Genomic DNA, 24,111 nt, shown 5'->3' on the forward strand with positions numbered 1-24,111 from the left:
TGATAAAAACTTGGATTAAAATATCATAAACAATCTAACACTCCTCGGTTCTGATTATGGTCACGCTCCAATTGGCGAATTAGAAAAATTATCCGCTTCGGATAAATTTATAGATCAAATATATACTGAGCTTACTGAATCTTACAATATAGATGAAGTCATTATACTCTCGACATGTAATCGATTCGAAATTTATATAATATCTCAGGAAATTGATATTGAGAATAATGTCTCGAATTATATTCTAAAGCTGACCGGAACAGCCCTACTTAAAAACAAACAGACTAATTATGTGATAAAAGGGGAAGATGCGGTAAATCATCTGTTTGAAGTTTCTGCGGGATTGAAATCACAAATAATCGGTGAACCTGAAATACTCGGTCAAGTTAAGACAGCGCTCCGAAATTCAAGGGATCATAAATCAACAGGACCATTTCTTTTAAAATTATTTGAATCGGCGATCAAAACGGGTAAGAGAGTTAGAACAAAAACCAGTATCGGCAAAGGGAATGCTTCCTATGGATCTGCCGCACTTGCTAAAGCATCAGAAATTATCGGATCACTTCGCGGTAAAAAAATATTATTATTAGGCACCGGCAAAATCGGTATAACAGTATCGAAATATTTAAGTTCTTTAAAACTCAAGTCATTCTACATCGCCAGCAGAGACAAAAGCAGGGCAAAATCTTTAACTGAAGTGTATGGCGGTATTCCCATCTCTTTCGATCAGGTAAATGATTTAATTCCTGAAGTTGACTGCCTGATATCAGCTACCAATGCTGATGCACAAATAATTACACGTCATAAACTCGAGAAATTAAAAAGATTTAGCTCGCAGAAAGTATTTATCGATCTGGGAATGCCTCGAAATATTGATCACGATATAGATAATATTAAAAATGTCCACCTGTTCAATATTTCAGATTTAAATGAATCAATACAGAGATCTATCAAACTACGGAAACAGTCGATTCCAAGAGCGAAAGAGATTATAATGAATGAAAAAAAATCATTCAGCAGATGGCATCGTAAATATATGGAAAGCGATATTTCAAAATCCCTAATCAATCATTTTAATATTGTAAAGGAAGAATTACTTGCTGTTAGCAGTAATAAAATGAGTGAAAAAGAATTTGTCCAAGTTGATAAGTTCACATCGTTGCTGGTAAATCGACTTCTCCATCAGCCTTTGAGATATTTGAAAAACGGTGATGGGCCACATCGTGAGATGCTCCTTAAGGACGGCGTTCTTAATAAGCTATTTGGAATTCAGGATCAAATTAATGGTAAATAAAATAGTTATAGGTTCAAGGGGCAGTAAATTAGCGTTATGGCAGGCTGAGTGGGTGAAAAATGAACTCACCAATGCCAACAAAGGTATTGACTTCGAAATTAAAATTATCAAAACAAAAGGCGATCTGGTTCTTGACAAACCTCTTCCAATGATCGGAGGCAAGGGGGTATTTACAAAGGAGATTGAAGAGGCACTGCTGAATGAAGAAATTGACATTGCCGTTCACTCTTGTAAAGACCTGCCTACAGGAATGACGGAGGGTTTGTCAATAGGCGCTATTCCATTTCGTGAGAAACCGTCGGACGTATTGATTACTAAAGATGGCAAAGGTTTAGATTCCATAAGTAAGGATTCTGTTATTGCTTCAGGCAGCCTGCGGCGCAGCGCTCAATTATTGTACTATCGTAAAGATCTGAAAATAGTTGATATCAGGGGTAATGTTCCCACAAGGCTGCGGAAATTCAAAGAGTCTAATTGGGATGCATTAATTTTAGCTTATGCCGGGCTAAAACGATTAGATCTCCTAAACGAGAATTGTGTTATTCTTGATCATAAAGTCATGCTTCCGGCTGTCGCGCAGGGAGCTCTTGCGTTACAAATAAGAGCGGATGATAAAAAAATAATTCAAATAATATCTATCCTGAACGATAAAGATTCTTCAGATGCGGTGGCCGCAGAGCGGAGCCTTCTTCGGAGACTTCAGGGAGGATGTCAGGTTCCAATCGGCGCTATCAGCAAAATTGAAAAAAACGAATTGAATATCGAAGCCCAAATAACCGATCTAAGCGGAGATAGGGCTGTAAGAAACAAACTGTCAGGAGATCGCAGCGATGCCGAAAAGTTGGGTAATGAACTTGCTGAAAGATTACTTCAAAATGGAGGTCAAGAAATAATGAACGAATTTAAAAAGTCGGAATATTCCAGCTTTACCTCCGAAACAGAGAAGCAGCTAAATGAGTAAATCTTTAAATGATATTGGTATTTTGGTCACACGTGCGGCTCATCAGCAGGCTGAAATTAGAGCGCTGATTGAGAAGGAAGGCGGTACTCCTCACTTAATTCCACTAATAAAAATTGACCCTCCCGAATCATGGGAATATACCGATTCGGCTATCAGTAAAATTGATTCATACGATTGGATATTGTTTACAAGCGTTAATTCCGTGGACAGTTTCTTGAAGCGAGTTAATCACGTCGGCAAAAATATAGGTTACCTGTTGCCCAAAAAGATTGCCGCCGTAGGCTCAAAGACAAGAAAAAGACTTGAATATTTTGGATTGAAAGTTTCCCTTCAGCCTAAAATATTTGACAGCGACAATCTTTTAAAATCGTTTAAGAAAGACGATATAATGGAAAAGAGAATCCTGTTCCCGGGATCGGAGTATGGGAGACACCAGCTGATTGACGGGCTTATCAATATTGGAGCAAAGGTGACTTCGGTTCCTGTATATCGCACAATTCCTAACGATGAAGTCAATTCAAGAAAATTGATTTCGCTTTTTGAAGATGGCGTTTTGCAGGTTGCGACGTTTTTTAGCCCATCAACCTTTAAAGTTTTCTTAAGCCACCTTCCGATTAAAATGAGAGAAAAAACATTAAATAAATCGGTTGCGTTAGCAGTGATTGGAGCTACAACATCAAAATACGTGAAGGGATTGGGCTTCAAGGCAGATATTATCCCCGAAGAACATACGGTGTTTGGTTTAATCGAAGCGATGAAAAATTGGGCTATGTCAACAAAATCTCTGAAAATAAACGAACTACATTAAAATTATCAGACACTGAAAGAATAAACAGCCGGAATTATGCCAAATTCGCTAATCATTGATGCTGTCAACGGCAGACCGACTCCAAGAACACCTGTTTGGATTATGAGGCAGGCCGGGAGATATTTGCCACAATACAGAGCAATAAGAGAAAAGGTAACTTTGCTTGAAGCGTTTCATTCTCCTGAAATAGCTGCGGAACTGACATTACAGCCGGTGGAGTTACTCGGCGTAGATGCGGCGATAATCTATTCTGATATTTTGTTGATTCCGGAGGCGTTGGGAATGTCGTTGGATTATATTCCGGGAAAGGGTCCTGTTTTTGAGAATCCTCTACGTTCTAAGCTTAGTATTGAGAAATTAAAAATAAATTCTGATTTTGAAGTGCAACTATCATTTGTCTCAGAAGCTATTAAAAAGGTAAAATCAAAGTTGGATAGTTCAAAACCGTTGATAGGATTTGTCGGTTCACCGTGGACTCTTGCTGTTTATATGATTGAGGGAGAGAGCTCAAAAAGTTTTATCAATGCCAAAACTTTCATATACAAAGAGCCTGAAATCTTTAAAGAATTGATGGAGATATTGACTGAAGCTGTAACTCGCAGTCTTAACTTACAAATAAATGCCGGAGCTGATTTAGTTCAGCTTTTTGATTCGTGGGCGGGACTTTTGAATCCACAACAATTTATCGATATTTCTCTCGCCTCGATGAAAGATGTTATTAAGAATTTAGATAAGAGTGTTCCGATAATCCTGTTCGCAAAAGGCGCGAGTCACAGCATAGACATTTTAGCCGATAGCGGTGCTGATTGTCTTGGAATCGATTGGGGCTCTAATATTTCTGAATCGAGAAAAACAGTAAATAACAGAGTAGCTCTTCAGGGAAATTTGGATCCTGTAGTTTTACTTTCAGATCAGGAAACAGTCAGAGAAGAAACAATAAAAGTTCTTGAGGCATACGGCGAAGGTAGCGGGCATATATTCAATCTCGGACATGGAATATTGCCCGAAACTCCTGTGGAAAATGTGAAAACATTTATTGAAACCGTTAGATCGGAAAGTCCTAAATTTCATAATGAAAGTTGATGATGGGAAACAAAAATAATAATTCTACACTCTTTGATGAGGATTTACTTAAACGCTATTCAAAACCGGGACCCCGGTATACGAGTTATCCCACGGCTCCTCTATTTAGCGAAGAAATAGGAGCAAACGATTTTAGAAATGAGATTGCCAGGACGAATGATTTAGTAGAGCCTGCGGATCTTTCACTTTATTTTCACATTCCGTTTTGCGACACACTCTGCTATTTCTGCGCCTGTTCGATGATGATAACTCACAGTGATGACAAAAAAGAGAATTATCTCGGATTTCTGAAAAAAGAAATTGATATGATTTCGGAGCTTACCAAAAACAAACGCAAAGTTTCACAAATGCATTGGGGAGGAGGTACGCCCAGCTATCTTTTGCCGTCGCAGATAGTAGGACTGGGAGAATATATTCAAGATAGTTTTACTTTTGATGATAATGCGGAAGTCAGCGTTGAAATTGATCCGAGAGGGCTGACCCGAGAACATCTTGAAGCCTTCAAAGAGATAGGATTTAATCGAATAAGTATGGGCGTCCAGGATTTTGATCCTGATGTTCAAAAGGCGATAAATAGAATACAGCCGGAAGATATGACGATTCAGGTGGTTGATTGGTGCAGAGAATTAGGATTTGAAAGCATTAATTTAGATCTCATCTATGGATTACCGCATCAGAATGTCAACAATTTTCGTAAAACGATTAAATCGGTTATCGATATTAAACCGGAGAGAATTGCCACATTTAATTACGCTCATGTTCCATGGATGAAAAAACATCAGACCCTGATCAAAGAGGAATGGCTTCCAAGCACAGATGAAAAACTCAAATTACTCCATCTGGTGATTGACGAATTCACCTCTGCGGGCTATGAATTTATCGGTATGGATCACTTCGCATTTCCGGAAGATGAAATAGTTACCGCCCAAAATAACGGAACACTCCACAGAAATTTTCAGGGGTATACTACCAAAAAGGGATGCGACCTTATTGCAATGGGCATTACCGGAATAAGTGAAGTTGGTAATATGTATGCTCAGAACGTTAAAACTCTGGAAGAATATTATGAAATTATCGACAGAGGCGAGCTTGCGACTTTTAAGGGTTACAAACTCAGTAACGAAGATAGATTGAGAAAGGAGATCATTATGCAGCTGATGTGTCATTTTTACCTCAATAAGACATCATTTGGTGATGCAAATGATCTGATTTTTGATGAGCATTTTTCTGAAGCGCTCGAGGTAATGATACCAATGGAGAATGATGGTCTGTTGGAGATCACAGATGACAGCATAACGGTTTTGCCGGCAGGCAGGTTACTTATAAGGAACATCACAATGTCATTTGATGAATACCTTAGCGATAAGAAAGTAAGTAAGTTTTCAAAAACCATATGAACCATAATTCAGAGAAAATCGCTGTAATTTTAATGAATTTAGGCGCACCGGAATCATTGGACGACGTAAAACCGTTTTTACTTAATCTTTTTAATGACCCGGATATAATTGATCTGCCGATGGGAAAGATATTTCGTCCACTGTTAGCAAAGAGAATTACGAAAAAGAGGTTGCCGGAATCTATGGCAATATATAAAAAGATCGGAGGAGGGTCTCCTCTACGTGAACTTTCACAAAAACAAGCAAAAGCACTTGAATTAGACCTAAACGAAGATGGTAATTTTAAAGTATATATAGCGATGCGATATTGGAATCCTTTTACAGAGATAGCAGTTGATAATCTAATTGAGGAAGAGATAAAAAAGGTAATTCTTCTGCCGCTCTATCCTCAGTATTCTATTACTTCAACAGGTTCAAGTCTGCATGAATTTGAACGAGTACTGAAAAGAAAAAAAGATGCTGATGTGGAATTCAGACTTATTCATGATTATCACGACTATCAATCCTATATCAATGCGCTCGCGGAGAAGATTCATGAGGGTACTGAAAAATTCAATGGCGTAGTCGAGGAAGATTTACATCTTTTGTTCAGCGCGCATGGAGTGCCGCTAAGCGTGATAGAAAAAGGTGATCCTTACGAAAAGCAGGTGCGTAAGACTGTGAACTTGGTAATGACAAAGTTGGAGAACAAATATCACCATTCGATAAGTTTTCAGAGCAGAGTCACTAAAGTTGAATGGCTTGGTCCCGCTACCGATAAAATTATTCCTGAATTGGGGGAAAACGGTGTTAAAAACCTCCTCGTAATTCCGGTCGCTTTCGTGAATGACCATTCCGAAACACTTTTTGAACTCGATATATTTAACCGCGATTTAGCAATTAAGGCCGGAATAAAACAATATGAAGTCATGCCCGCTCTAAACGATTCTCCGAAATTTATCAGTGCAATGAAAGAGTTAGTATTACAAAGGATGGATTCTTGGAACTGAGTAAATCCCATGCTGTTTCTGTGGCGATAATCGGAGGCGGCATTTCCGGTTTATCTACAGCATTCTGGCTTGATAAATTAGGAGTTTCCGTTTGTCTATTTGAGGCTTCCGACAGAGTCGGTGGTGTAATAAACACTACCCTGAAAGACGGTTTTCTCATCGAACACGGACCATCAACGCTTCAAGGAAGAACAAAAGAACTTTTAGAATTGATTGATGATGCCGGACTTAAAAATGAAATCTTATACGCAAACGATCTTCAAAAGAACCGCTATATATTAAAGGGGGGAAAACTTGTACCTCTTCCGCTTGGCCCTGTTTCGTTTGTGACTACCAAGTTATTTTCGCTTTCCGCAAAGTTTAGACTTTTGATGGAGCCTTTTATAAAACCCTCCGATAAAATTGATGAATCGGTTGCTGATTTTGTGATCAGACGTATGGGAAGAGAATTTCTTGATTATGCCGTTGCTCCATTCGTGGGAGGTATTTTCGCGGGCGATCCTGAAAAAATCAGTTTACGCAGTACTTTTCCCCGACTTCATGCCTTGGAAAGAGATTACGGGAGCCTGATTGGCGGTATGGTGAAAAAATTATTTAAAAAGTCGGGAAGTAAATCAAATCGTTCTCGCCCAAAACTTTTCTCGTTCAAAAATGGACTAAAGACTTTGCCGGATAAATTGACAGGAATTCTTGGAAATAAGGTGCAGACAGGAACGACGGTTAAAAATATATCACCCATGAGAGAAATCGGTTCACTATATGAAGTTACGGTTGAAAATGCAGGGAAAACCGATATTATTAGGGCTAATGCTGTAGTAATTTCTGCGCCGTCATATCAAACGGCAAAACTATTAGAGCCGTTTTCGTCTAAGGTGGCAAACGATCTTAGAATAATCGACTACGCCCCTATGGCTGTGGTTTCGCTTGGTTACAACAGGAACGATATTGGACATCCCCTCAACGGATTCGGAATGTTATCTCCACCGCGCGAACCGAATAAATTTCTTGGATCACTCTGGACTTCGACTTTCTTCGATGGAAGAGCGCCTGATGGCAAAGTATTACTTACCAATTTTATCGGCGGGAAAAGACATCCTGAATTAACCGAACTGGAACCAAATGAACTTATTGACCTGGTTCACACGAGCTTGGAGAAGATTCTTCACATCACAGGAAAGCCGATATTAAAGGAAGTATTCATAAAGAAGAAAGCAATTCCACAGTACACTATAGGTTATCATGAGATACTGAACGAATTGAATAATGTTGAGGCAAATTATCCGGGTCTTTATATGACCGGGGCGTATAGGGGAGGCGTATCTGTCGAAGATTGTATAGCAAATGGTAAAGCTACGGCGGTTAAAATATCTGAGTACTTATCAAATATAAAAAACGCTCCTTTGGCAGAGGTAGTAAATGTTTACACTTAAACGCCGACCGAGACGATTGAGGAGAACTGCCTCAATCAGAGACCTCGTTCGTGAAACGAAGTTAAGCCCCGAAGATTTTATACAGCCGTATTTTGTTGTGCATGGCAAATCGGTACGTAATCCCATCAGTTCACTTCCGGGGCAATTCCAATTTTCGATAGACGAACTGATCAAGGATGCAAAAGAAACGTTTTCTCTTGGTATAAAAGCAGTGATTCTCTTTGGAATTCCTAATAGCAAAGATTCGGTCGGTTCGGAAACTTGGAACGATAACGGCATCATACAGATCGCAACAAAGGCTTTGAAGGATGCAATCCCGAATCTGTTGGTGATCTCTGACGTTTGCTTCTGTGAGTACACCGAGCACGGTCACTGCGGTGTGGTGACAAAATCAGGCGAGCTCGACAACGATGCTACTCTGTTAAACCTGCAGAAGCAGGTGATCTCACATGCCAAAGCGGGTGTTGATATAGTTGCCCCGTCAGGAATGATTGACGGTATGGTGGGCGCCATACGGTCTGCTCTTGACGATGAAGGGCATGCACTAATTCCGATATTAAGTTATGCCGCTAAATTTTCATCTTCTTTTTATGGACCGTTCCGCGAAGCGGTTGATTCATCACCTCAGTTCGGTGATCGAAAATCTTATCAAATGGATCCCGCAAATCGTAAGGAGGCTCTCAGGGAAGTAGCACTCGATGTGGAAGAGGGAGCGGATATAATAATGGTGAAACCTGCTTTGCCATATCTTGATATAATAAGAGATGTGAAGGAAAGATGGGATTTACCGGTAGCAGCCTACAACGTCAGCGGGGAGTATGCTATGATAAAAGCCGCGGCGGAGCGAGGCTGGTTGGACGGTGATGCAGCGATGCTCGAGTCTCTTATTTCAATCAAGAGAGCTGGCGCGGATATGATATTGACATACTTTGCAAAAGAAGCCGCGAAGACTATTTCATGACTGACGGTTTTTCTCTCAAAAGAAGCGAAGAATTTTTCCGCAGGGCGGAGAAAGTTATTCCGGGCGGTGTTAATTCACCTGTAAGAGCGTTCGGCGCGGTAGGAGGAACTCCACCTTTTATATCCAAAGCTAAAGGTTCAAAAATTTACGACGCTGACGGGAATGAATATATTGATTACGTCTGTTCGTGGGGGCCACTTATACTCGGTCATGCACATCCGGTAGTCGTTGCGGCTATCAAAGATGCGGCGGAAAAAGGTTCGAGTTTCGGAGCGCCCACAGAGAATGAAATTCTATTGGCTGAAAAGATTGTAGAAGCCGTACCGTCAATTGAAAAGGTAAGGCTGGTCAGTTCCGGGACCGAAGCAACTATGAGCGCTGTCAGATTAGCGAGAGCAGCGACCGGTCGAGATAAAATAGTGAAATTTACCGGTTGTTATCATGGTCATGCGGACAGCTTTCTTGTTCAGGCAGGTTCAGGAGCGCTGACATTCGGCGAGCCAAGCAGTCCTGGTGTGCCAAGAAGCGTGACAAATGATACATTGGTTGCTCCTTATAACGATCTTGATTCTCTGGATGAAGTTTTATCCGAGAATAATGGAGAGATTGCGGCGATAATCGTAGAACCGGTTGCCGCTAATATGGGTTGTGTTCCTCCTAAGGAGGGATTTCTTGCAGGTCTGAGGGAACGATGCGACATAGACGGTATGACTTTGATTTTTGACGAAGTGATAACCGGCTTTCGTATTGCATTCGGCGGAGCGCAGGAGCTCTATGACGTGATGCCCGATATTACCACACTTGGTAAAATAATCGGTGGTGGGCTTCCTGTCGGAGCATATGGAGGTAAGGCAGAATTGATGGATATGATCGCTCCGATAGGTGCGGTATATCAAGCGGGAACGCTTTCGGGTAATCCGTTGGCAACATCAGCGGGACTGGCAGTTTTGAATGAATTGTCGAAACCCGGAACTTATGAAAAATTGGAAATGAGATCTTCCGAATTGGAAATAGGGCTAAAAGATGCTATTGAGTCATTGAAAGTGAAAGCAATTGTCCAACGGGTCGGTTCTTTACTATGTATGTACTTTTCAGATGGACCAATTGAGAAACTTGAGGATATTCCTGATTCCATATCGGAAAGATATAAAAGATATTTTCATTTCATGCTTGAGACCGGTGTCTATCTTGCCCCATCTGCGTACGAGGCGATGTTTATCTCTCTTGCACATTCGAGTGATGATATAGAATCTACAATTAAGAAAAGCATCTTAGCCTTCGAAAAATTATCATAAATTATAGATGATTGATATTAAAATTAGAGCAACTAAGATTTGAAATTTTTACTGCCGCTTTTTATTATCGAATGGGTAAAATTGCTTCGCGAAGAAGGCTTTAAGGTTTTCGTTAAGAAGAGGGGTTGGAAAGTTCTTTGGACTATCGTGATATTCTATCTTATTCGTGATAGTATTCTTTATATCCTGATACCGTTCCTGATTTATCTTGGATTATTTTAATCAATTTTATGTTAGATATATAAGCTATGTTATATATCTAAATAGGGTAATAAAGAAAGGATACCACCGCATCTCAAACTTCGAATCATTTATTTCTGCAATTAGCAAAGCTTCCCAGCTTTCGAAATTAAGAAATAATTCTAAAAAACAAAAAATATGTTTTATTGTAGTTGGAGCAAAGGATTCATATCTTTAATAATCACTTAATGAATGAATTAATTCTCATAATCCATGTCTTGTCAGCCACAATATGGGTAGGTGGACATCTTATAATGATGTTCAGGTATCTGCCCGAAGTTATCCGTTCAAATGACATGTCCTCACTATTAAATTTCGAGTCGAAATATGAAATAATGGGAAAGCCATCTCTTATTCTTTTGATAATCACCGGTTTTTGGATGGGATTAAGTTATGAGGCAAATCCAATAAACTGGTTCAGCTTTGAAAATGAGATATATTCCCTACTTGCAGTGAAAACCATATTACTTCTGATTACGCTGATCTCCGCCATAGATGCACATACTCGGATCGCAAAGAAAGAAGGGATCGATCTTGTCAAATCAACCGCTTTTCATATAAGGGTAGTTACGATAGCTGCTGTTCTTCTTTTAATCGCAGGAGTACGTTTGCCCTGAAATAGAGATTTCGATTTCCTTTGACAGCTAGTCTTATATAGGGTAAATTCTCCGGTAGTATTATTACGATCTTAGGCAAGGGGGAACAATCAAGAGATCTATCGGAATATTCGATATCAGCAGTCGATGTCCGCTTAGGTGCACTCACTGTTATTATTATACCAATATAACGGAAATTCCAACGGAACTGTCTGATGAAATATACCTGAAAAAGATTAAACAGGTCAGGAACCGATACGGGATACAATCTGCCTTCTGGGTAGGCGGTGAGCCGTTATTGCGGTTAAGTCTATTAAGACGAGCTATAAATTTATTTCCGAGAAACGCAATCGTAACTTCAGGGGTTTTACCAATTCCCGGAGATCTAAACGCCTCAATTTTAATTTCAATTGACGGTTCCGAAGCGATCCATGACTCAATACGCGGCAATGGTTCCTTCGCAAAAGTCATGCGAAACGTAAAAAGAATACCACCCAAATCTTTCGCGATTTTCAGTGTCCTCACAGCTGATGCGATAGAACAGATTAAAGCATTTCCAGAGCTCGTGAATCGTGCAAACGCTCTGGGAATATTAGTTGGCTTCCAAGTGTCGGGGCAGAAATTCTCATCGCCATTAAGCTCTGATTTACGAGAAAGGGCAGTGGATCTGCTTCTTCAACTTAAGGCAACGATTCCGGGCGTATTACTTAATAGCGAGAGATCGATCGAACTTTTCAGACCATGCCATCAAAAAACGGTAGCGATGAATTGTATTTACAAAAGTTCGGCAATTTCATTCGATGTTCGGCTAAAGGTTAAAAAACCGTGTACTTTTGAGGGAAACGCGGATTGCAGTTCATGCGGATGTCCGATGGTAATGATACATGAGGCTAAAATGGGCGGAGATAGAGAGAGTGTTAACTTATTACACGCATTATTTCCGAAGCGAAACAGCTACAATATCGAAACTTTTGTTCAGCATGGTATTTCCCAGCAGTGAGAATATGCATCTAATTGAAATTGCAAAAGTAGGAATCTAATTGAAAAAGAGCTCAATGATTTTAATTGTTACCAAAGTTATCATGTTGAAAATGCTTTAGTTAAATGAATAAAACGGGATTTCCCCTACTTGTTGGCACGGTAATTGAAAGAAATTATTAATTAGAGGATTTACAATTAGTAATCGCTTTAAATCGGATAATAAAATGCGATATTCTTATGAATTTTGACACCATAATTGCTGAGTGCCGCAAGTCGTTAGAACGCCCGTATCAGAATATCAACAAGTGGAAGAAAAAAAGCACCACAGGGCTTGCAGTGGGTACTTTTCCTGTTTATACACCATGGGAGATCATTGATGGTTGCGGTATGTTCCCAATAGGGATATTTGGAGGCGGTTCCGATGTAGAAATAGAATATGCAGATTCACTTATTCAGTCATTTATCTGTTCAATAGCACGGAGTACTCTTGAAGTGGGGCTCAAGGGAGTTCTGAAAGATGTAGATGCTATGGTTTTCCCTTCGATATGTGATGTTTCAAAAAATTTAAGCGGGATTTGGGAAAGGAATTTTCCGGATCACCAAGTAGAATTCATACATCTGCCGCAGAATATGTATTCAGAAAGTGCAGTTGATTATCTGATTCACGAATATAAACGTCTTGCTGATAATTTGTGCGCAATGAACGGTTCATCACCGAAGGAAGATTCAATTCTCGAATCGATCTCCGTATACAATAAGAATAGGGCTAAGCTTCGAGAACTTTATGATTTGAGAAATAATGAACCTTGGAAGTTATCTACAGTGGAGTTGTATATAATAATTCGATACGGCACGCTCGTTCCCCAATCAGTTTTCTCGGATACTCTTGACAAGTTGCTGGATTCCATAGCCGTGAGAGATAAGGGAGAAAGAGACAGCGTAAGAGTCATATTAGAGGGTTCGTTTTGTGAACAACCGCCTCTGGATATGCTCCACCTTCTTGAAGAGGCCGGCTGTTATATTGTAGACGATGACTTGCTAATCGGATATCGTTGGTTTATGGAAGATGTTTCAACAGAAGGCTCTCCCTATCGGAATCTTGCTGAAGCGTATATCAATAAGAGCTATCCGTCTTCAGTCAGACATGACGGAAATCGCTCGAGAAGTGACCATTTATTGAAGAAAGTTAAAAATACAAATGCTGCAGGAGTGTTGTTTTGCGCCGCAAAGTTCTGCGAACCGGCGCTATTTGATTATGTACTGTTAAAGAACGCACTCGAAACAAAGGATATACCGTACCTATCATTCGAATTTGAAGAAAAAATGGGAGTATTTGAATCAATTAAGACTCAGGTAGAAACATTTGTGGAATCGATACTTTTCTTTTCATAATGGAAGAAGCTAAATATAAATATCAGGGTGTTGCCCGGACTTATCAACGTAAGTTACTTGATGACTGGTATTCGGGGATATCTTCTGCGAAAGAAAACAATGAAAAGGTCGCATATCTATTCATAAGCGGAAATATCGCAGAGCTTTTGAGGGTATTCGATTTTCATCTTGTCTATCCGGAAGTTAACGCTCTCCAATGTGGAGTGAAAAAAGTTGCCGGCGATTTCATCATGAAAGCGGAAGATATTGGATATTCTTCTGATGTATGCGGATATGTGAAAAATGATATCGGGCTTTTGATGTCCGGCAATATAGGTCCGTTCGGAAAGATTTCTCCTCCTGATCTGCTTGTATGTACGTATTCGGGATGTATGACATATGTGAAGTGGTTCGAGGCGTTAGCAAAAGCTTACGGAACCGAACTATTCATGTTGGATATCCCGTTTTTGAGAGAAGGAAAACCCACCAAAGGTGATATGAAATATATTCGTTCGCAACTTGAAGAACTCATCGAGGTATGCGAGCGGAAGACTGGTATACAATATGATGAAGACAAGTTGAAAGAGATTCTCGGAAATTCCGTAAAGGCCGAAGATCTTTGGGTAAACATACTACAGTCAGCGAAACATGAACCATCTCCCTTTGATGCTTTTTTTGAAGCGGTCTTTTTTATGGCTCCCATTTATGTGCTCAGAGGAACCGAAGAATGCGTCGAATATTACCAGAAGGCAAAATTAGAAATTGAAGAACGAATACAACATAAAACGGGTCCTATCCCGGAGGAAAAATTCCGTATCGTAATGGAAGGACCTCCTCCATGGCCCCATTTCAGAAGCTTTTGGGAGTTATTCAAAAAGTGGGATGTATGCGCAGTTGCATCCACCTATTCAAAGGTCGGCGGCATTTGGGATTTCGGATTCAGGCATGATCCGACGCGACCTCTCGAAAGTATAGCCGAATACGCAACTAATTGCTATACCAACTATAACTGGAAAATGCGTTCTAAAATGATAAAAAGTTATATTGATGATTACAATGCGGATGCTCTTGTCATTCATTCGGTAAAAAGTTGCCGGGCATTTTCCGTTGGTCAGGCGGATGCGAGAGAGCGGTTTATACGGGAATATAATATTCCAACGCTCTTCATCGAATCGGATCTCGCGGACCCAAGATACTTTTCAGAAGCACAGATGCGAAATCGGATTGATGCGTTTTTTGAATCTCTCGAACATAGAAGGTTAGTGGGAGGTTGAGGAATATACAATGATAGTAGCCGGAGTAGATGTAGGTTCCACCGCGACAAAATCTATTCTCATGAATGAAAACGGGGAAATTATCGCGCGTGGATTGACAAATACGGGAGCGAACGTTGTTAAGGCGGCTGAGAGAGTATTCAATCAAGCGCTGAAAATGGCTGATGTGGAAGAGTGGGACATTGCCTACACAGTTGGGACTGGATACGGTCGTTTTCGTGTGCCGTTTGGAGATACGCAAATTACAGAGATCAGTTGCCATGCAAAAGGAGCTCATTATCTCCATCCGAAAACTCGAACTATTTTAGACATTGGCGGCCAGGATACAAAAGCAATTAAAGTTGGTCCAAAAGGTGAAGTAATTGATTTCTGTATGAACGATAAATGCGCTGCAGGAACCGGACGGTTTCTTGAAGCCGCTGCAAAAGTAATGGACATCACCCTGGATGACTTAGGAGTTATATCCCTTAAATCGAAAAAGCCGTTGAGGATTACAAACGTTTGTACTGTCTTTGTTGAATCGGAAATAATTTCGCATCTTGCCTGGGGTAAAAAACCGGAAGATATACTTAGTGGTGTTCACAATTCGATATCGGGAAGAAGCTCTTCTTTACTACGGCGAGTTGGAGTGGAATCTGAGCTCACGTTTACCGGCGGCGTGTCAAGAAATATAGGAATGGTAGCGGCGCTAAAAAAGAAATTAAAAATAAAAATTAATGCTACTGAAGATTCCCAGTATATCGGAGCAATCGGGGCAGCTCTTTTCGCTCTTGAACGGGCATCAAATAAATCGGTTACGGCCTAATATATGAAATTCATCGGAGGAATAGACGTTGGTTCGAGAGTGACAAAAGCGGTCGTGATTGACAATAAAAGAAAGATACTCGGTAGAGGAACCACAATGACGGGGGCATATTTATCTCAAGCGGCAGAGACCGCATTGAATAAAGCGTGTCAAATTGAAAGCATAAAATTTGATGATATAGAATATATAGCCAGCACAGGTTTCGGGAGGTATCAGGTTCCTTTCAGACATATTCAGATCACCGATATCACAAGTAATGCGTTCGGCGCATTGTATATCTTTCCCAAAACCCGTTGTATTATTGATATAGGCGCAATGAACGCGCGCGCCATGAAAATCAACGAAGAGGGAAGAGTCTTAAAATTCCGTATGAACGATAAATGCGCATCGGGCGCAGGCCGATTTTTGGAAAGAGTCGCGCTTGCGCTTGAACTTGAGTTAGACGAAATAGGAAGTATCTCTCTTGGTTCGAAAAATCCACAGACTATCAGCAACATCTGCGCTGTACTGGCTGAATCCGAAGTTATTAATCTCGTGACCAAGGGTGTGGACGTAGAAGATATTGTTCAAGGCGCCCACAAATCGATTAGCGATAGGATTGTGGCGTTGCTACGGCAGGTAGGTATAGAAAATGAGATCACTCTTACAGGCGGGGTGACGAAGAATGTCGGGATGATAAAAGCTCTTGAGGAAAAACTTGAAGCGCCGCTAAACGTTAGCACGGACTCGGAATTTGCCGGAGCGATAGGGGCAGCACTGTTAGGCATAATGCGACTTGAAAAGAAAACCCTTGCTGAAAATTAAATAAAAAACCTTTAAAGGAAACATGATGGATGAATTCATTCCTAAGACGGCTGAAGAACTTGATTTGAAAGAAATCGGTTATGAAAAAACGGACGGTGTGGCAACAGTTACCATAAACCGACCACATAACTACAACGCATATAGTACCGGCTCTCTTATCGAGCTTGCAAAGGCTTTTAACGATGCGTCCTATGACGATTCAATAGCGGTTATAGTGATAACCGGAGCCGGTAACAGAGCGTTTTGTACGGGTGGAGATGTTAAGGAATATGAGAAATTATACACTAAAAGACCTCATGATTATTGGAAGTATATGGGATTGTTCCGGAGTTACATCGAAAGTATAATGAACAACGGTAAGCCCACTATCGCGCGGCTAAACGGTATTGTTGTCGGTGGAGGTAACGAATCACAATTGGCTTGTGATCTGTCTATCATCGCTGAACATGCTTATATAAAACAGGTAGGAACAAGCGTAGGTTCCGTAGCGTGTGGAGGAGCAACTCAATGGCTTACTCTTTTTGTCGGCGACCGACGGGCGAGAGAGATCCTTATGTTCAATGAACCTATCTCAGCAAGCAAAGCTCTTGATTGGGGACTCGTAAATCAGGTAGTGCCTTCGGTAACGAAAGACGGAGAATTCATAGAGGGTGCAAGCAGAGAAGAGATAAAAATGGCCTTAAAAGAAGAAAACGGGTATGCGGTCGACTTAACCAAACTTGATGAAGCGGTTGAAGTTATGACCGATAAACTCAAAGATAAGTTCTATGAATGCACCCGATATACAAAACAGCAATTGAATTTCTTCAAAGATTTCGCATGGCATAGTACAATTGGACATGCTCGGGATTGGCTAAGCCTGCACTTTACCTCCTTAGAGCCGTATGAAGGAATGACGGCATTCGTCGAGAAACGTCAACCGCGTTATAAAGAGCTTAGGGATAAAATGGCTGACGGCGGTTCTATTGAATTTTTATGGGGTCCGTATGAACATGAATGTCCAAAATGTAATGCGAAAGGCATCCCTTCCGAATTTGAATACTGCGGTAAATGCGGCTCAAAACTCAGTGTAGATGGCTCTTCTTAAAGATAAAAAAGCTCTCATAACAGGCGGCAGCACAGGCATCGGTGCGGCAATAGCAATAGAATTTGCCCGACAGGGGGCAGATATAGCAATAACGTTTATTGGAGAGAAAGAAGATGCCGATAAACTATCCACCCATATTTCATCTCTCGGAAGAAAATTTATTTCGATTGAAGCCGATGTAACTGACTTCAGCGAGGCTGGAAAGGTTGTAAGCAACGTAGTCGCAGAATTTAAGGGATTAGATATTCTTGTATGCAATGCGGGAATAAATATAGACAGCACCATTTGGAATATGGAGGAAGACGAATGGGACAGTGTCATAGACGTAAATCTCAAAGGTTGTTTTAATTATATCAGGGCTGTATCGCCTATACTTAAGAATCAAAAATCCGGTAAGATCATAACTATTTCATCCATTAACGGTCTTAGAGGGAAATTCGGATTATCGAACTATTCAGCATCGAAAGCTGGGATAATAGGTCTCACAAAATCAGTAGCGAGAGAGATGGGCAGATACAATGTAAATGTAAATTCTGTGGCTCCCGGATTTATAGAGACATCTATGACTGCTAAACTATCTTCTGAAATTCGGGAGGGGGCAATTAAAGAGAGCGCGCTCGGACGGCTCGGTAAACCTGAAGATGTCGCGAATTTGGTTCTCTTTCTCGCGAGCGATGAAGCGGCTTATATAACAGCTCAGGTGATACAGGTAGATGGCGGGCAACTGATATGAGAGCCGCCGTTTTTTACGGGGCAGGACAAGATCTCGTTATAGAAGAAGTGCCGACTCCTGAGCCGGGTGAGGGCGAACTGCTTATTAAAATTGCTGCTTGCGGAGTTTGCCATACGGACCTCCATTATATTGATCACGGGGTGCCTACTTTTAAAAAACCTCCTCTTATACTCGGCCATGAAGCTTCAGGAATAGTAACTGAAATAAATGAGGGAGTCGAGGGGTGGGAGAAGGGAGATAGAGTCTTAATTCCTGCGGTTATCAGTTGCGGTAACTGTGAGTTCTGTCTATCCGAAAGGGAAAATATCTGTGCAAACCAGATAATGTTCGGCAATAACGTCAACGGCGCTTATGCTGAATATATAGCGGCACCGGCAAAAGATTTATTGCATCTGCCTGATACACTCGATCTGAAAAAGTCTTCAATTATCGCCGATGCGGTTTCAACCCCGTATCATGCCGTCAAAAACAGGGGACGAGTAAAACAGGGTGATAAAGTTGTCGTTATCGGATGCGGAGGGGTAGGTATCAATGTTGTGCAAATTGCCGCAGCTATGGGAGCTTCGGTCTATGCCGTTGATCTGAGTGATTCTAAACTTGAACTCGCAAAATTGTTGGGCGCATATAAGACGGTAAATCCCCTTGAAGATAAAGAGTACGTCCGGAAATTAAAGAAAGAAACGGGTGGCGGGTTCGAGATTGCGTTTGAAGTAATCGGAAATCCCAAGACCATTTCAGAAGGTTACTCCCTCATTAAGAAAGGGGGCAGATTGGTTGTCATTGGATATACAGCTGAGGAGATGACGTTCTCGCCTGCCAGGTTAATGTATTATGAACTTGAAATGGTGGGTTCACTTGGCTGCCGCCCGGTAGATTACTTACCTTTGATTGAGATGATTGAACAGGGCAAGATCAAGTTAGAGCCACTTATAACGGGAGAGTATCCGCTTGACAAGATTAATGAAGCCTTGAATGAACTTAGAAATGGTGAGGCTTTAAGGTCAATTATCGTTCCATGAAAATACAATATCAGCATTGTTTTGTCATTGAACGAGCGAAATATAGTCGATACGGTTAAAGAATTAGAAAGTAATAATGGGTAAGATGGACAAAATGATGGAAGGAATGATGAAGCGGAAGATGATAAATATGCATAAGATGGAATCTGAGGAAGTTATGAAGAACATGCATGAGATGATGCCCATGATGATGGTCCATTGCATGTCTTCGTTCAAACTATGAGGACCGTCGAAATATCCTTAACTTCTGAAGAGGGATGCTGGACGAGATGGAAGATAAGCATCCTCCAATAAAAGAATAAGCGCAACTATTCATACAAAGATTGAAAAGGGAATGGTAAAATTGAAGAAGGGATCGAATTCTCCATACAGGTAGAGGGTACTAACGGAACCTGCCCGGCTCGACAGAAGGAATATTCGGGCTGTCGATAAGTCTCTGATTCAATTTCCAGTTCGATAAATTCACACTCATTCCGGAATATCGATGTCACCTGGGTAGAACTGCTTCAACAGACTGGGAACCCACCGGAAACGCCGCTGAAGTGAACAATAGTCCTGGTTTTAATGCTCACATAATCGGTCTTAAAATCAGGCGAGAATTCTTCTCACTTCAAGCAGGCGATTATGTACGACTTACAAGAAGAAGATGCTAAAATAGCACTGTATCATAAACGTCAGATTTGATACACCCTTTCGCAGTACCAAAACTTTCAAAAACGGGAGCAAATAATAATTAGCTTTTGAGACAGTGTTTTTTGTCTCAATAATGATCGTTCATGAGACATATTATTCGCGTCTTAAAACTCACACATTAATATTAACCGAAGACAATCCATCTTCGCATTATTAAGAATCTAACCTCGAAATTTTGCATAGCTGGGAAATAATCAATCCCAATATCTTAATCAGCTAAAACAATACTAATTCTATCACATTGATATTCAGCGACTTAGGTCGAAAAATAACCTGAAAGATCAAGAATGGCATAATAGTTGTAATAATGGTGATTATAATCGGAAAATTTTAAAGTCAATTAACGACTTTGATTTTATAACAGGAGAAAAAATGAAACCTACAGATATACTTATAAAAGAGCACGATGCGATACTAAATATGCTGAACATCTTGGAGGAAGTTTGTCGAAGATTCGATAACGGAGAGCGTGTGGAAGAATCAGATCTTGAAAATATAGTGGAATTCTTCACAGTGTTTGCGGACAAATGCCATCATGGCAAAGAAGAGGACATACTTTTCCCGGCATTGGAGGAATATGGTATACCCAATGAGGGTGGACCGATAGGTGTGATGTTAGCAGAGCATATTGTAGGACGAGATAACGTCAAAGGTATGACCAACGCCATTGTTGACTATAAGGAAGGGAAAGATTCCGCCCCTAAAGAGTTCGTCCGATATGGAAGGAGTTACATTGAGTTGTTAACGGCGCATATTGACAAAGAGAATAACATTCTATTCGTCATGGCTGATAGTCGTATATCGGAAGAGAGGCAGCAATCTCTTTTAGTTGATTTCGAAAAAGCTGAAATGGAGAAAATCGGTCCGGGAGTACACGAAAAATTCCATAAGCTCTTAGAGGAATTAAGCGCGGTTTATCTGGGAAAACCAACAAAGGCAGCCTCCTCCGCTTGTGATTGCAGCTGTATGGAATTATGAATCTGATAGATACTGAGATTTAACAGCGAGAATAAATGATATTGATGTTATAGGATACTATTCAGTTACGAGATTAAGGGAGTTCAAGTGATCTCTGTGCACGTTACGAATAGTAGATTTAGAAAGATTAATTGAGGGAAGGAGTACCTATTTCAATGAGATACTGTTAGTAGTATGCTGATCGACTCGTTAGATCGAAAAATAGATTATCTCCGTTTATCAGTGACGGATAGGTGCAATCTCCGCTGCTCGTATTGTCTTCCTAAATTGTATTCAAATTTTAGTTCTACCTCCGAAATTATGTCAGACGAAGAGGTAGTTTGTCTTGTCAGAGCTTTTGCCGAATTAGGAATCTCGAAACTTCGTATCACCGGTGGAGAACCACTCCTACGTCCCGGACTTCCCTCATTAATTAAGAAATTAAGAGAATTGAAATCAATAGATGATATTTCTCTTAGCACAAACGGAATACTATTAAAAAAGTTCGCATCTTCCTTATCGGATGCCGGTTTGGACAGGATCAACATCAGTATTGATTCTCTTAACGCTGATAAATATAAGAGTATAACTTCATTTGGTGAAATCAGCGATGTATTAAAGGGGATCGAATGCGCCTTAGAATTCGGATTCTCTCCCGTGAAACTTAACGTAGTCGTATCGCGAGGTATGAACGAGGACGAGATAAACGATTTCGCAACCCTGACTGAGACTTATCCTGTCCACGTACGTTTCATAGAGCTCATGCCGATGGGTGAGACAGGTTATTTCTCATTCGAGAGGCGAGTACCATTGGACGAAATGATGCAATTAGCTCAACCGTTGGAACCGATACCTGTTGAAGATTGGCCCAAAGGATCAGGACCTGCAAAGTATTTTCGCCGACCTAATGGCATTGGCAGTGTAGGCTTCATCAGTCCTTTGAGCTCGAACTTTTGTTCCGATTGTAATCGGATGCGACTTTCTGCGAAGGGTATTCTCATTCCGTGTCTCGCAAATAATCAGGGTACGGATCTTTTGAGTATGTTGAGAACCGGTGCGGATGAGAATGAAATCAAGAATTCTATCAAACTTACAGTTTCCTGCAAGCCGGAGAAACACTTAATGATGGAAACTGCCACAAATGGAAAATCTTATCCACAATTCATGTGCCAGATGGGGGGATAGAATGTCAATATCAAAATATAAGGGAACAGCGCTATGATCAATTATTATATAACTAAATATTCTATACTCATTATAGCAATAGTAGGATTTGTTCAATTAACATGCGCACAACCCGATAAATCAATAAATTTAACGACTGTCAAATCCGGAGAACTCCCAAGAAGTTTGAGCCCTTTGAATCAGACGGAATCGTCACCGGAATTATTAGCATCAGGTAAAATTCTATACGATAAGAGGTGCGCGCCTTGCCATGGATTGGATGGAGCAGGAGAGGGCAAAGCAGCCTACTTATTATATCCTAAACCGAGAGATTTTGTATCAGCCCGATATCGGATAGTCTCCACATGGGAGAGAATTCCAACGGATAACGATATATTCGGCGTTGTTTCGAGAGGAATTCCGGGTTCTTCGATGCCTTCGTGGGCGCATTTATCAGAAATTGAGAGATGGAGTCTTGTTCATTATATCAAAACTTTCGCAGATAATCCGATAGAGCCGAACACGGCTATAGGTGACAGCGGAGTGGGGCTATTAGAAATTTCTCCTATAGCCGAATATACGCCGGCGGCGGAACAATTGGCGTTTGAACGGTTTCGAGACGCGTGTGCTACATGTCACGGAGCTACTGGTGAAGGAGATGGAGTCTCTGAGCAAATTGATGAAAAAGGAATGCCTACACGGCCGCGAGACCTTACTATGGGCGTGTTCAAGGGAAATCCTGATCCGGAGGAGGTATATCGCAGAATAATATTGGGGATGCCCGGAACACCAATGCCGATGAGCGACTGGGCTTACGGAGATGATGCATGGCATCTTACAAATTACGTCCTCGGAATGTCAACGAAACTGAAACGTGATAGGGCGGAAATGAAAAAATTCAGGATTGTAGCGAATAGAGTGCAAAAGATTCCTGAGCATCCTGATGCTGGTATTTGGAGGGAAGCGGGAACTGTTAACATCCATATGATGCCGCTTTGGTGGAGGGTTGACAGACCGGAAATATTGACCGTACAGGCTCTTCATGACGGCAGAGAACTGGCACTCAGATTAACCTGGACGGATGCTACCGATGATCATACTGCGATTCGAGTACAGGATTTCCGTGATGCAGCTGCCATCGAATTCTCAAGTGAAAACGATCCTCCATTTTTCGGAATGGGTGAAAAAAACCAAACTGTAAGTATCTGGATGTGGAAATCAGAGCGGCAGGCCGATCTAGAACCCGCATTCCAGGATATAGATAAAATGTATCCGAACTTAGGAATCGACTCATATCCCAATCTTATGAAATCCGCATTGGAACAGCCGGCACGCAACGCACTGACGCTTGAGTCTGATCCTGATTTCATAACCGGATGGGGAGCGGGAAATATAGTATCGGATCCGACGAGAAAATCTGCTGTTGAAAATCTCACAGCGAAGGGATTCGGTACGCTCAAGGCACGGCCCAGGATTGAGCAATACGTAAAATCATTTGGTATATACGATATCGGAACGTATAGAGTTGTGTTCAGAAGGTCTTTGAAGGGAGAGGGTCAAAATAGTTTGGATTTTGTTCCTGGACAGCATCTTTCCGTGGCTTTCTCCGTTTGGAATGGAAGCGCCGGTGACAGGGATGGTAAAAAATCGGTGACAATCTGGCAGGAATTGATAATTGCTCCTTAAAAATCAGATAAGAATGAGCGATAAAACAGAAGAATTTTAAGTATAACGAGGAAGCGACGATGAATAAAAAAACTGAAGGAAAAAATAGGGGTGGGATGGAAAGGAGAGAGTTTCTCAAGTGGATGGAATTAGGCGCCGGAGCATTAGTCTATACACTGAGCACTCCGATGCATCTACTTTCGTCCCTGAATCCGGCAGAAAACCCATTGGCGGGATCAGTTAAGAGGGGATGGGAGAAAGTCTACAGAAATCAGTACAAATATGACAGCTGGTTTGATTGGGTCTGTTCACCAAACGACACCCACGCCTGTAGAGTGAGGGCATATGTCCGGAATGGGATTGTCACTCGGATGGGATCGACCTATGATTACCAAAATTATTCAGATCTTCAAGGAAATCATGCAACGAATAACTGGAACCCGAGGCAATGCGCAAAAGGTTATACTTTTCATAGAGTTCTATATGGTCCTTACAGGCTAAAAC

24 protein-coding genes are annotated in these 24,111 nt (G+C 41.1%); all 24 read left to right on the forward strand.

All coding sequences use genetic code 11. The features are described 5' to 3' along the window. The first annotated feature begins 22 nt into the window (after positions 1-22). On the forward strand, positions 23-1,294 hold the full coding sequence (locus tag IIB39_08115; GenBank protein ID MCH8928663.1) for a glutamyl-tRNA reductase: 1,272 nt from the start codon (positions 23-25) through the stop codon (positions 1,292-1,294). Next, positions 1,284-2,255, forward strand: a complete 972-nt coding sequence (gene hemC, locus IIB39_08120) for a hydroxymethylbilane synthase (protein ID MCH8928664.1) — start codon at positions 1,284-1,286, stop codon at positions 2,253-2,255. The genes IIB39_08115 and hemC overlap by 11 nt, the downstream gene beginning before the upstream one ends. Continuing rightward, complete coding sequence (locus IIB39_08125) at positions 2,248-3,063, forward strand: uroporphyrinogen-III synthase (protein MCH8928665.1); 816 nt, start codon at positions 2,248-2,250, stop codon at positions 3,061-3,063. The genes hemC and IIB39_08125 overlap by 8 nt, the downstream gene beginning before the upstream one ends. A 36-nt stretch (positions 3,064-3,099) precedes the next feature. After that, complete coding sequence (gene hemE, locus IIB39_08130; protein MCH8928666.1) at positions 3,100-4,146, forward strand: uroporphyrinogen decarboxylase; 1,047 nt, start codon at positions 3,100-3,102, stop codon at positions 4,144-4,146. Positions 4,147-4,148: 2 nt separating this feature from the next. After that, complete coding sequence (gene hemN / locus IIB39_08135) at positions 4,149-5,543, forward strand: oxygen-independent coproporphyrinogen III oxidase (GenBank protein ID MCH8928667.1); 1,395 nt, start codon at positions 4,149-4,151, stop codon at positions 5,541-5,543. 32 nt (positions 5,544-5,575) lie between these two features. Continuing rightward, positions 5,576-6,532, forward strand: a complete 957-nt coding sequence (hemH, locus tag IIB39_08140; GenBank protein MCH8928668.1) for a ferrochelatase — start codon at positions 5,576-5,578, stop codon at positions 6,530-6,532. Next, a complete protein-coding gene (gene hemG / locus IIB39_08145; protein MCH8928669.1) occupies positions 6,523-7,962 on the forward strand; it encodes a protoporphyrinogen oxidase in 1,440 nt (479 codons plus the stop codon). Before hemH ends, hemG begins: the two co-directional genes overlap by 10 nt. Further along, on the forward strand, positions 7,949-8,923 hold the full coding sequence (hemB, locus tag IIB39_08150; GenBank protein MCH8928670.1) for a porphobilinogen synthase: 975 nt from the start codon (positions 7,949-7,951) through the stop codon (positions 8,921-8,923). The genes hemG and hemB overlap by 14 nt, the downstream gene beginning before the upstream one ends. Beyond that, entirely contained in the window at positions 8,920-10,218 is a 1,299-nt protein-coding gene (gene hemL / locus IIB39_08155) for a glutamate-1-semialdehyde 2,1-aminomutase (protein MCH8928671.1), read from the forward strand. Before hemB ends, hemL begins: the two co-directional genes overlap by 4 nt. Positions 10,219-10,257: 39 nt before the next feature. Further along, positions 10,258-10,440 carry a hypothetical protein gene (locus IIB39_08160; GenBank protein ID MCH8928672.1) on the forward strand — a complete coding sequence of 61 codons (183 nt, stop codon included), beginning with the start codon at positions 10,258-10,260 and terminating at the stop codon, positions 10,438-10,440. Positions 10,441-10,646: 206 nt separating this feature from the next. Then, positions 10,647-11,075: a copper resistance protein CopD gene (locus IIB39_08165; protein ID MCH8928673.1), complete on the forward strand. Its 429-nt coding sequence runs from the start codon at positions 10,647-10,649 to the stop codon at positions 11,073-11,075. Positions 11,076-11,163: 88 nt separating this feature from the next. Continuing rightward, positions 11,164-12,054, forward strand: a complete 891-nt coding sequence (locus tag IIB39_08170; protein MCH8928674.1) for a radical SAM protein — start codon at positions 11,164-11,166, stop codon at positions 12,052-12,054. Positions 12,055-12,272: 218 nt separating this feature from the next. Continuing rightward, positions 12,273-13,427: a 2-hydroxyacyl-CoA dehydratase gene (locus IIB39_08175; protein MCH8928675.1), complete on the forward strand. Its 1,155-nt coding sequence runs from the start codon at positions 12,273-12,275 to the stop codon at positions 13,425-13,427. Next, a complete protein-coding gene (locus IIB39_08180) occupies positions 13,427-14,680 on the forward strand; it encodes a 2-hydroxyacyl-CoA dehydratase (protein ID MCH8928676.1) in 1,254 nt (417 codons plus the stop codon). Before IIB39_08175 ends, IIB39_08180 begins: the two co-directional genes overlap by 1 nt. A 10-nt stretch (positions 14,681-14,690) precedes the next feature. Further along, positions 14,691-15,485 (forward strand): 2-hydroxyglutaryl-CoA dehydratase, encoded by a 795-nt coding sequence (locus IIB39_08185; protein ID MCH8928677.1) that lies wholly within the window; start codon positions 14,691-14,693, stop codon positions 15,483-15,485. A 3-nt stretch (positions 15,486-15,488) separates the two neighbouring features. Next, positions 15,489-16,289: a 2-hydroxyglutaryl-CoA dehydratase gene (locus IIB39_08190; GenBank protein MCH8928678.1), complete on the forward strand. Its 801-nt coding sequence runs from the start codon at positions 15,489-15,491 to the stop codon at positions 16,287-16,289. Between the two features lie 22 nt (positions 16,290-16,311). Next, the gene (locus IIB39_08195; protein MCH8928679.1) at positions 16,312-17,376 is read left to right on the forward strand and encodes an enoyl-CoA hydratase/isomerase family protein; all 1,065 of its coding nucleotides are present in this window, start codon (positions 16,312-16,314) and stop codon (positions 17,374-17,376) included. Further along, positions 17,363-18,109, forward strand: coding sequence for a 3-oxoacyl-ACP reductase FabG (locus tag IIB39_08200; GenBank protein ID MCH8928680.1), 747 nt, complete (start codon positions 17,363-17,365; stop codon positions 18,107-18,109). The genes IIB39_08195 and IIB39_08200 overlap by 14 nt, the downstream gene beginning before the upstream one ends. Continuing rightward, the gene (locus tag IIB39_08205; GenBank protein ID MCH8928681.1) at positions 18,106-19,128 is read left to right on the forward strand and encodes a zinc-binding dehydrogenase; all 1,023 of its coding nucleotides are present in this window, start codon (positions 18,106-18,108) and stop codon (positions 19,126-19,128) included. Before IIB39_08200 ends, IIB39_08205 begins: the two co-directional genes overlap by 4 nt. A gap of 76 nt (positions 19,129-19,204) precedes the next feature. Beyond that, entirely contained in the window at positions 19,205-19,351 is a 147-nt protein-coding gene (locus IIB39_08210; protein ID MCH8928682.1) for a hypothetical protein, read from the forward strand. A gap of 842 nt (positions 19,352-20,193) precedes the next feature. Next, positions 20,194-20,799: a hemerythrin domain-containing protein gene (locus IIB39_08215; protein MCH8928683.1), complete on the forward strand. Its 606-nt coding sequence runs from the start codon at positions 20,194-20,196 to the stop codon at positions 20,797-20,799. Between the two features lie 174 nt (positions 20,800-20,973). Beyond that, on the forward strand, positions 20,974-21,963 hold the full coding sequence (gene moaA, locus IIB39_08220; GenBank protein ID MCH8928684.1) for a GTP 3',8-cyclase MoaA: 990 nt from the start codon (positions 20,974-20,976) through the stop codon (positions 21,961-21,963). A gap of 165 nt (positions 21,964-22,128) precedes the next feature. Next, the gene (locus tag IIB39_08225; protein ID MCH8928685.1) at positions 22,129-23,628 is read left to right on the forward strand and encodes a c-type cytochrome; all 1,500 of its coding nucleotides are present in this window, start codon (positions 22,129-22,131) and stop codon (positions 23,626-23,628) included. Between the two features lie 59 nt (positions 23,629-23,687). Continuing rightward, on the forward strand, positions 23,688-24,111 hold a 424-nt coding region (locus tag IIB39_08230), incomplete at its 3' end, for a nitrate oxidoreductase subunit alpha (protein MCH8928686.1).

The organism is Candidatus Neomarinimicrobiota bacterium (assembly GCA_022573815.1).
In the GTDB taxonomy this organism is placed as follows: Bacteria; Fidelibacterota; SORT01; order SORT01; family SORT01; genus JACZTG01.

Excerpts from the sequence above, each read along its gene's own strand:
- IIB39_08195 (MCH8928679.1), top strand. The coding sequence starts at position 16,312 with ATGATGGATGAATTCATTCCTAAGACGGCTGAAGAACTTGATTTGAAA.
- IIB39_08200 (MCH8928680.1), top strand. The coding sequence starts at position 17,363 with ATGGCTCTTCTTAAAGATAAAAAAGCTCTCATAACAGGCGGCAGCACA.
- hemB (MCH8928670.1), top strand. The coding sequence starts at position 7,949 with ATGTTTACACTTAAACGCCGACCGAGACGATTGAGGAGAACTGCCTCA.
- IIB39_08180 (MCH8928676.1), top strand. The coding sequence starts at position 13,427 with ATGGAAGAAGCTAAATATAAATATCAGGGTGTTGCCCGGACTTATCAA.
- IIB39_08190 (MCH8928678.1), top strand. The coding sequence starts at position 15,489 with ATGAAATTCATCGGAGGAATAGACGTTGGTTCGAGAGTGACAAAAGCG.
- hemN (MCH8928667.1), top strand. The coding sequence starts at position 4,149 with ATGGGAAACAAAAATAATAATTCTACACTCTTTGATGAGGATTTACTT.
- IIB39_08125 (MCH8928665.1), top strand. The coding sequence starts at position 2,248 with ATGAGTAAATCTTTAAATGATATTGGTATTTTGGTCACACGTGCGGCT.
- hemC (MCH8928664.1), top strand. The coding sequence starts at position 1,284 with ATGGTAAATAAAATAGTTATAGGTTCAAGGGGCAGTAAATTAGCGTTA.
- hemE (MCH8928666.1), top strand. The coding sequence starts at position 3,100 with ATGCCAAATTCGCTAATCATTGATGCTGTCAACGGCAGACCGACTCCA.
- moaA (MCH8928684.1), top strand. The coding sequence starts at position 20,974 with ATGCTGATCGACTCGTTAGATCGAAAAATAGATTATCTCCGTTTATCA.
- IIB39_08205 (MCH8928681.1), top strand. The coding sequence starts at position 18,106 with ATGAGAGCCGCCGTTTTTTACGGGGCAGGACAAGATCTCGTTATAGAA.
- IIB39_08215 (MCH8928683.1), top strand. The coding sequence starts at position 20,194 with ATGAAACCTACAGATATACTTATAAAAGAGCACGATGCGATACTAAAT.
- IIB39_08185 (MCH8928677.1), top strand. The coding sequence starts at position 14,691 with ATGATAGTAGCCGGAGTAGATGTAGGTTCCACCGCGACAAAATCTATT.
- IIB39_08210 (MCH8928682.1), top strand. The coding sequence starts at position 19,205 with ATGGGTAAGATGGACAAAATGATGGAAGGAATGATGAAGCGGAAGATG.
- IIB39_08175 (MCH8928675.1), top strand. The coding sequence starts at position 12,273 with ATGAATTTTGACACCATAATTGCTGAGTGCCGCAAGTCGTTAGAACGC.
- hemL (MCH8928671.1), top strand. The coding sequence starts at position 8,920 with ATGACTGACGGTTTTTCTCTCAAAAGAAGCGAAGAATTTTTCCGCAGG.
- IIB39_08165 (MCH8928673.1), top strand. The coding sequence starts at position 10,647 with ATGAATGAATTAATTCTCATAATCCATGTCTTGTCAGCCACAATATGG.
- hemH (MCH8928668.1), top strand. The coding sequence starts at position 5,576 with ATGAATTTAGGCGCACCGGAATCATTGGACGACGTAAAACCGTTTTTA.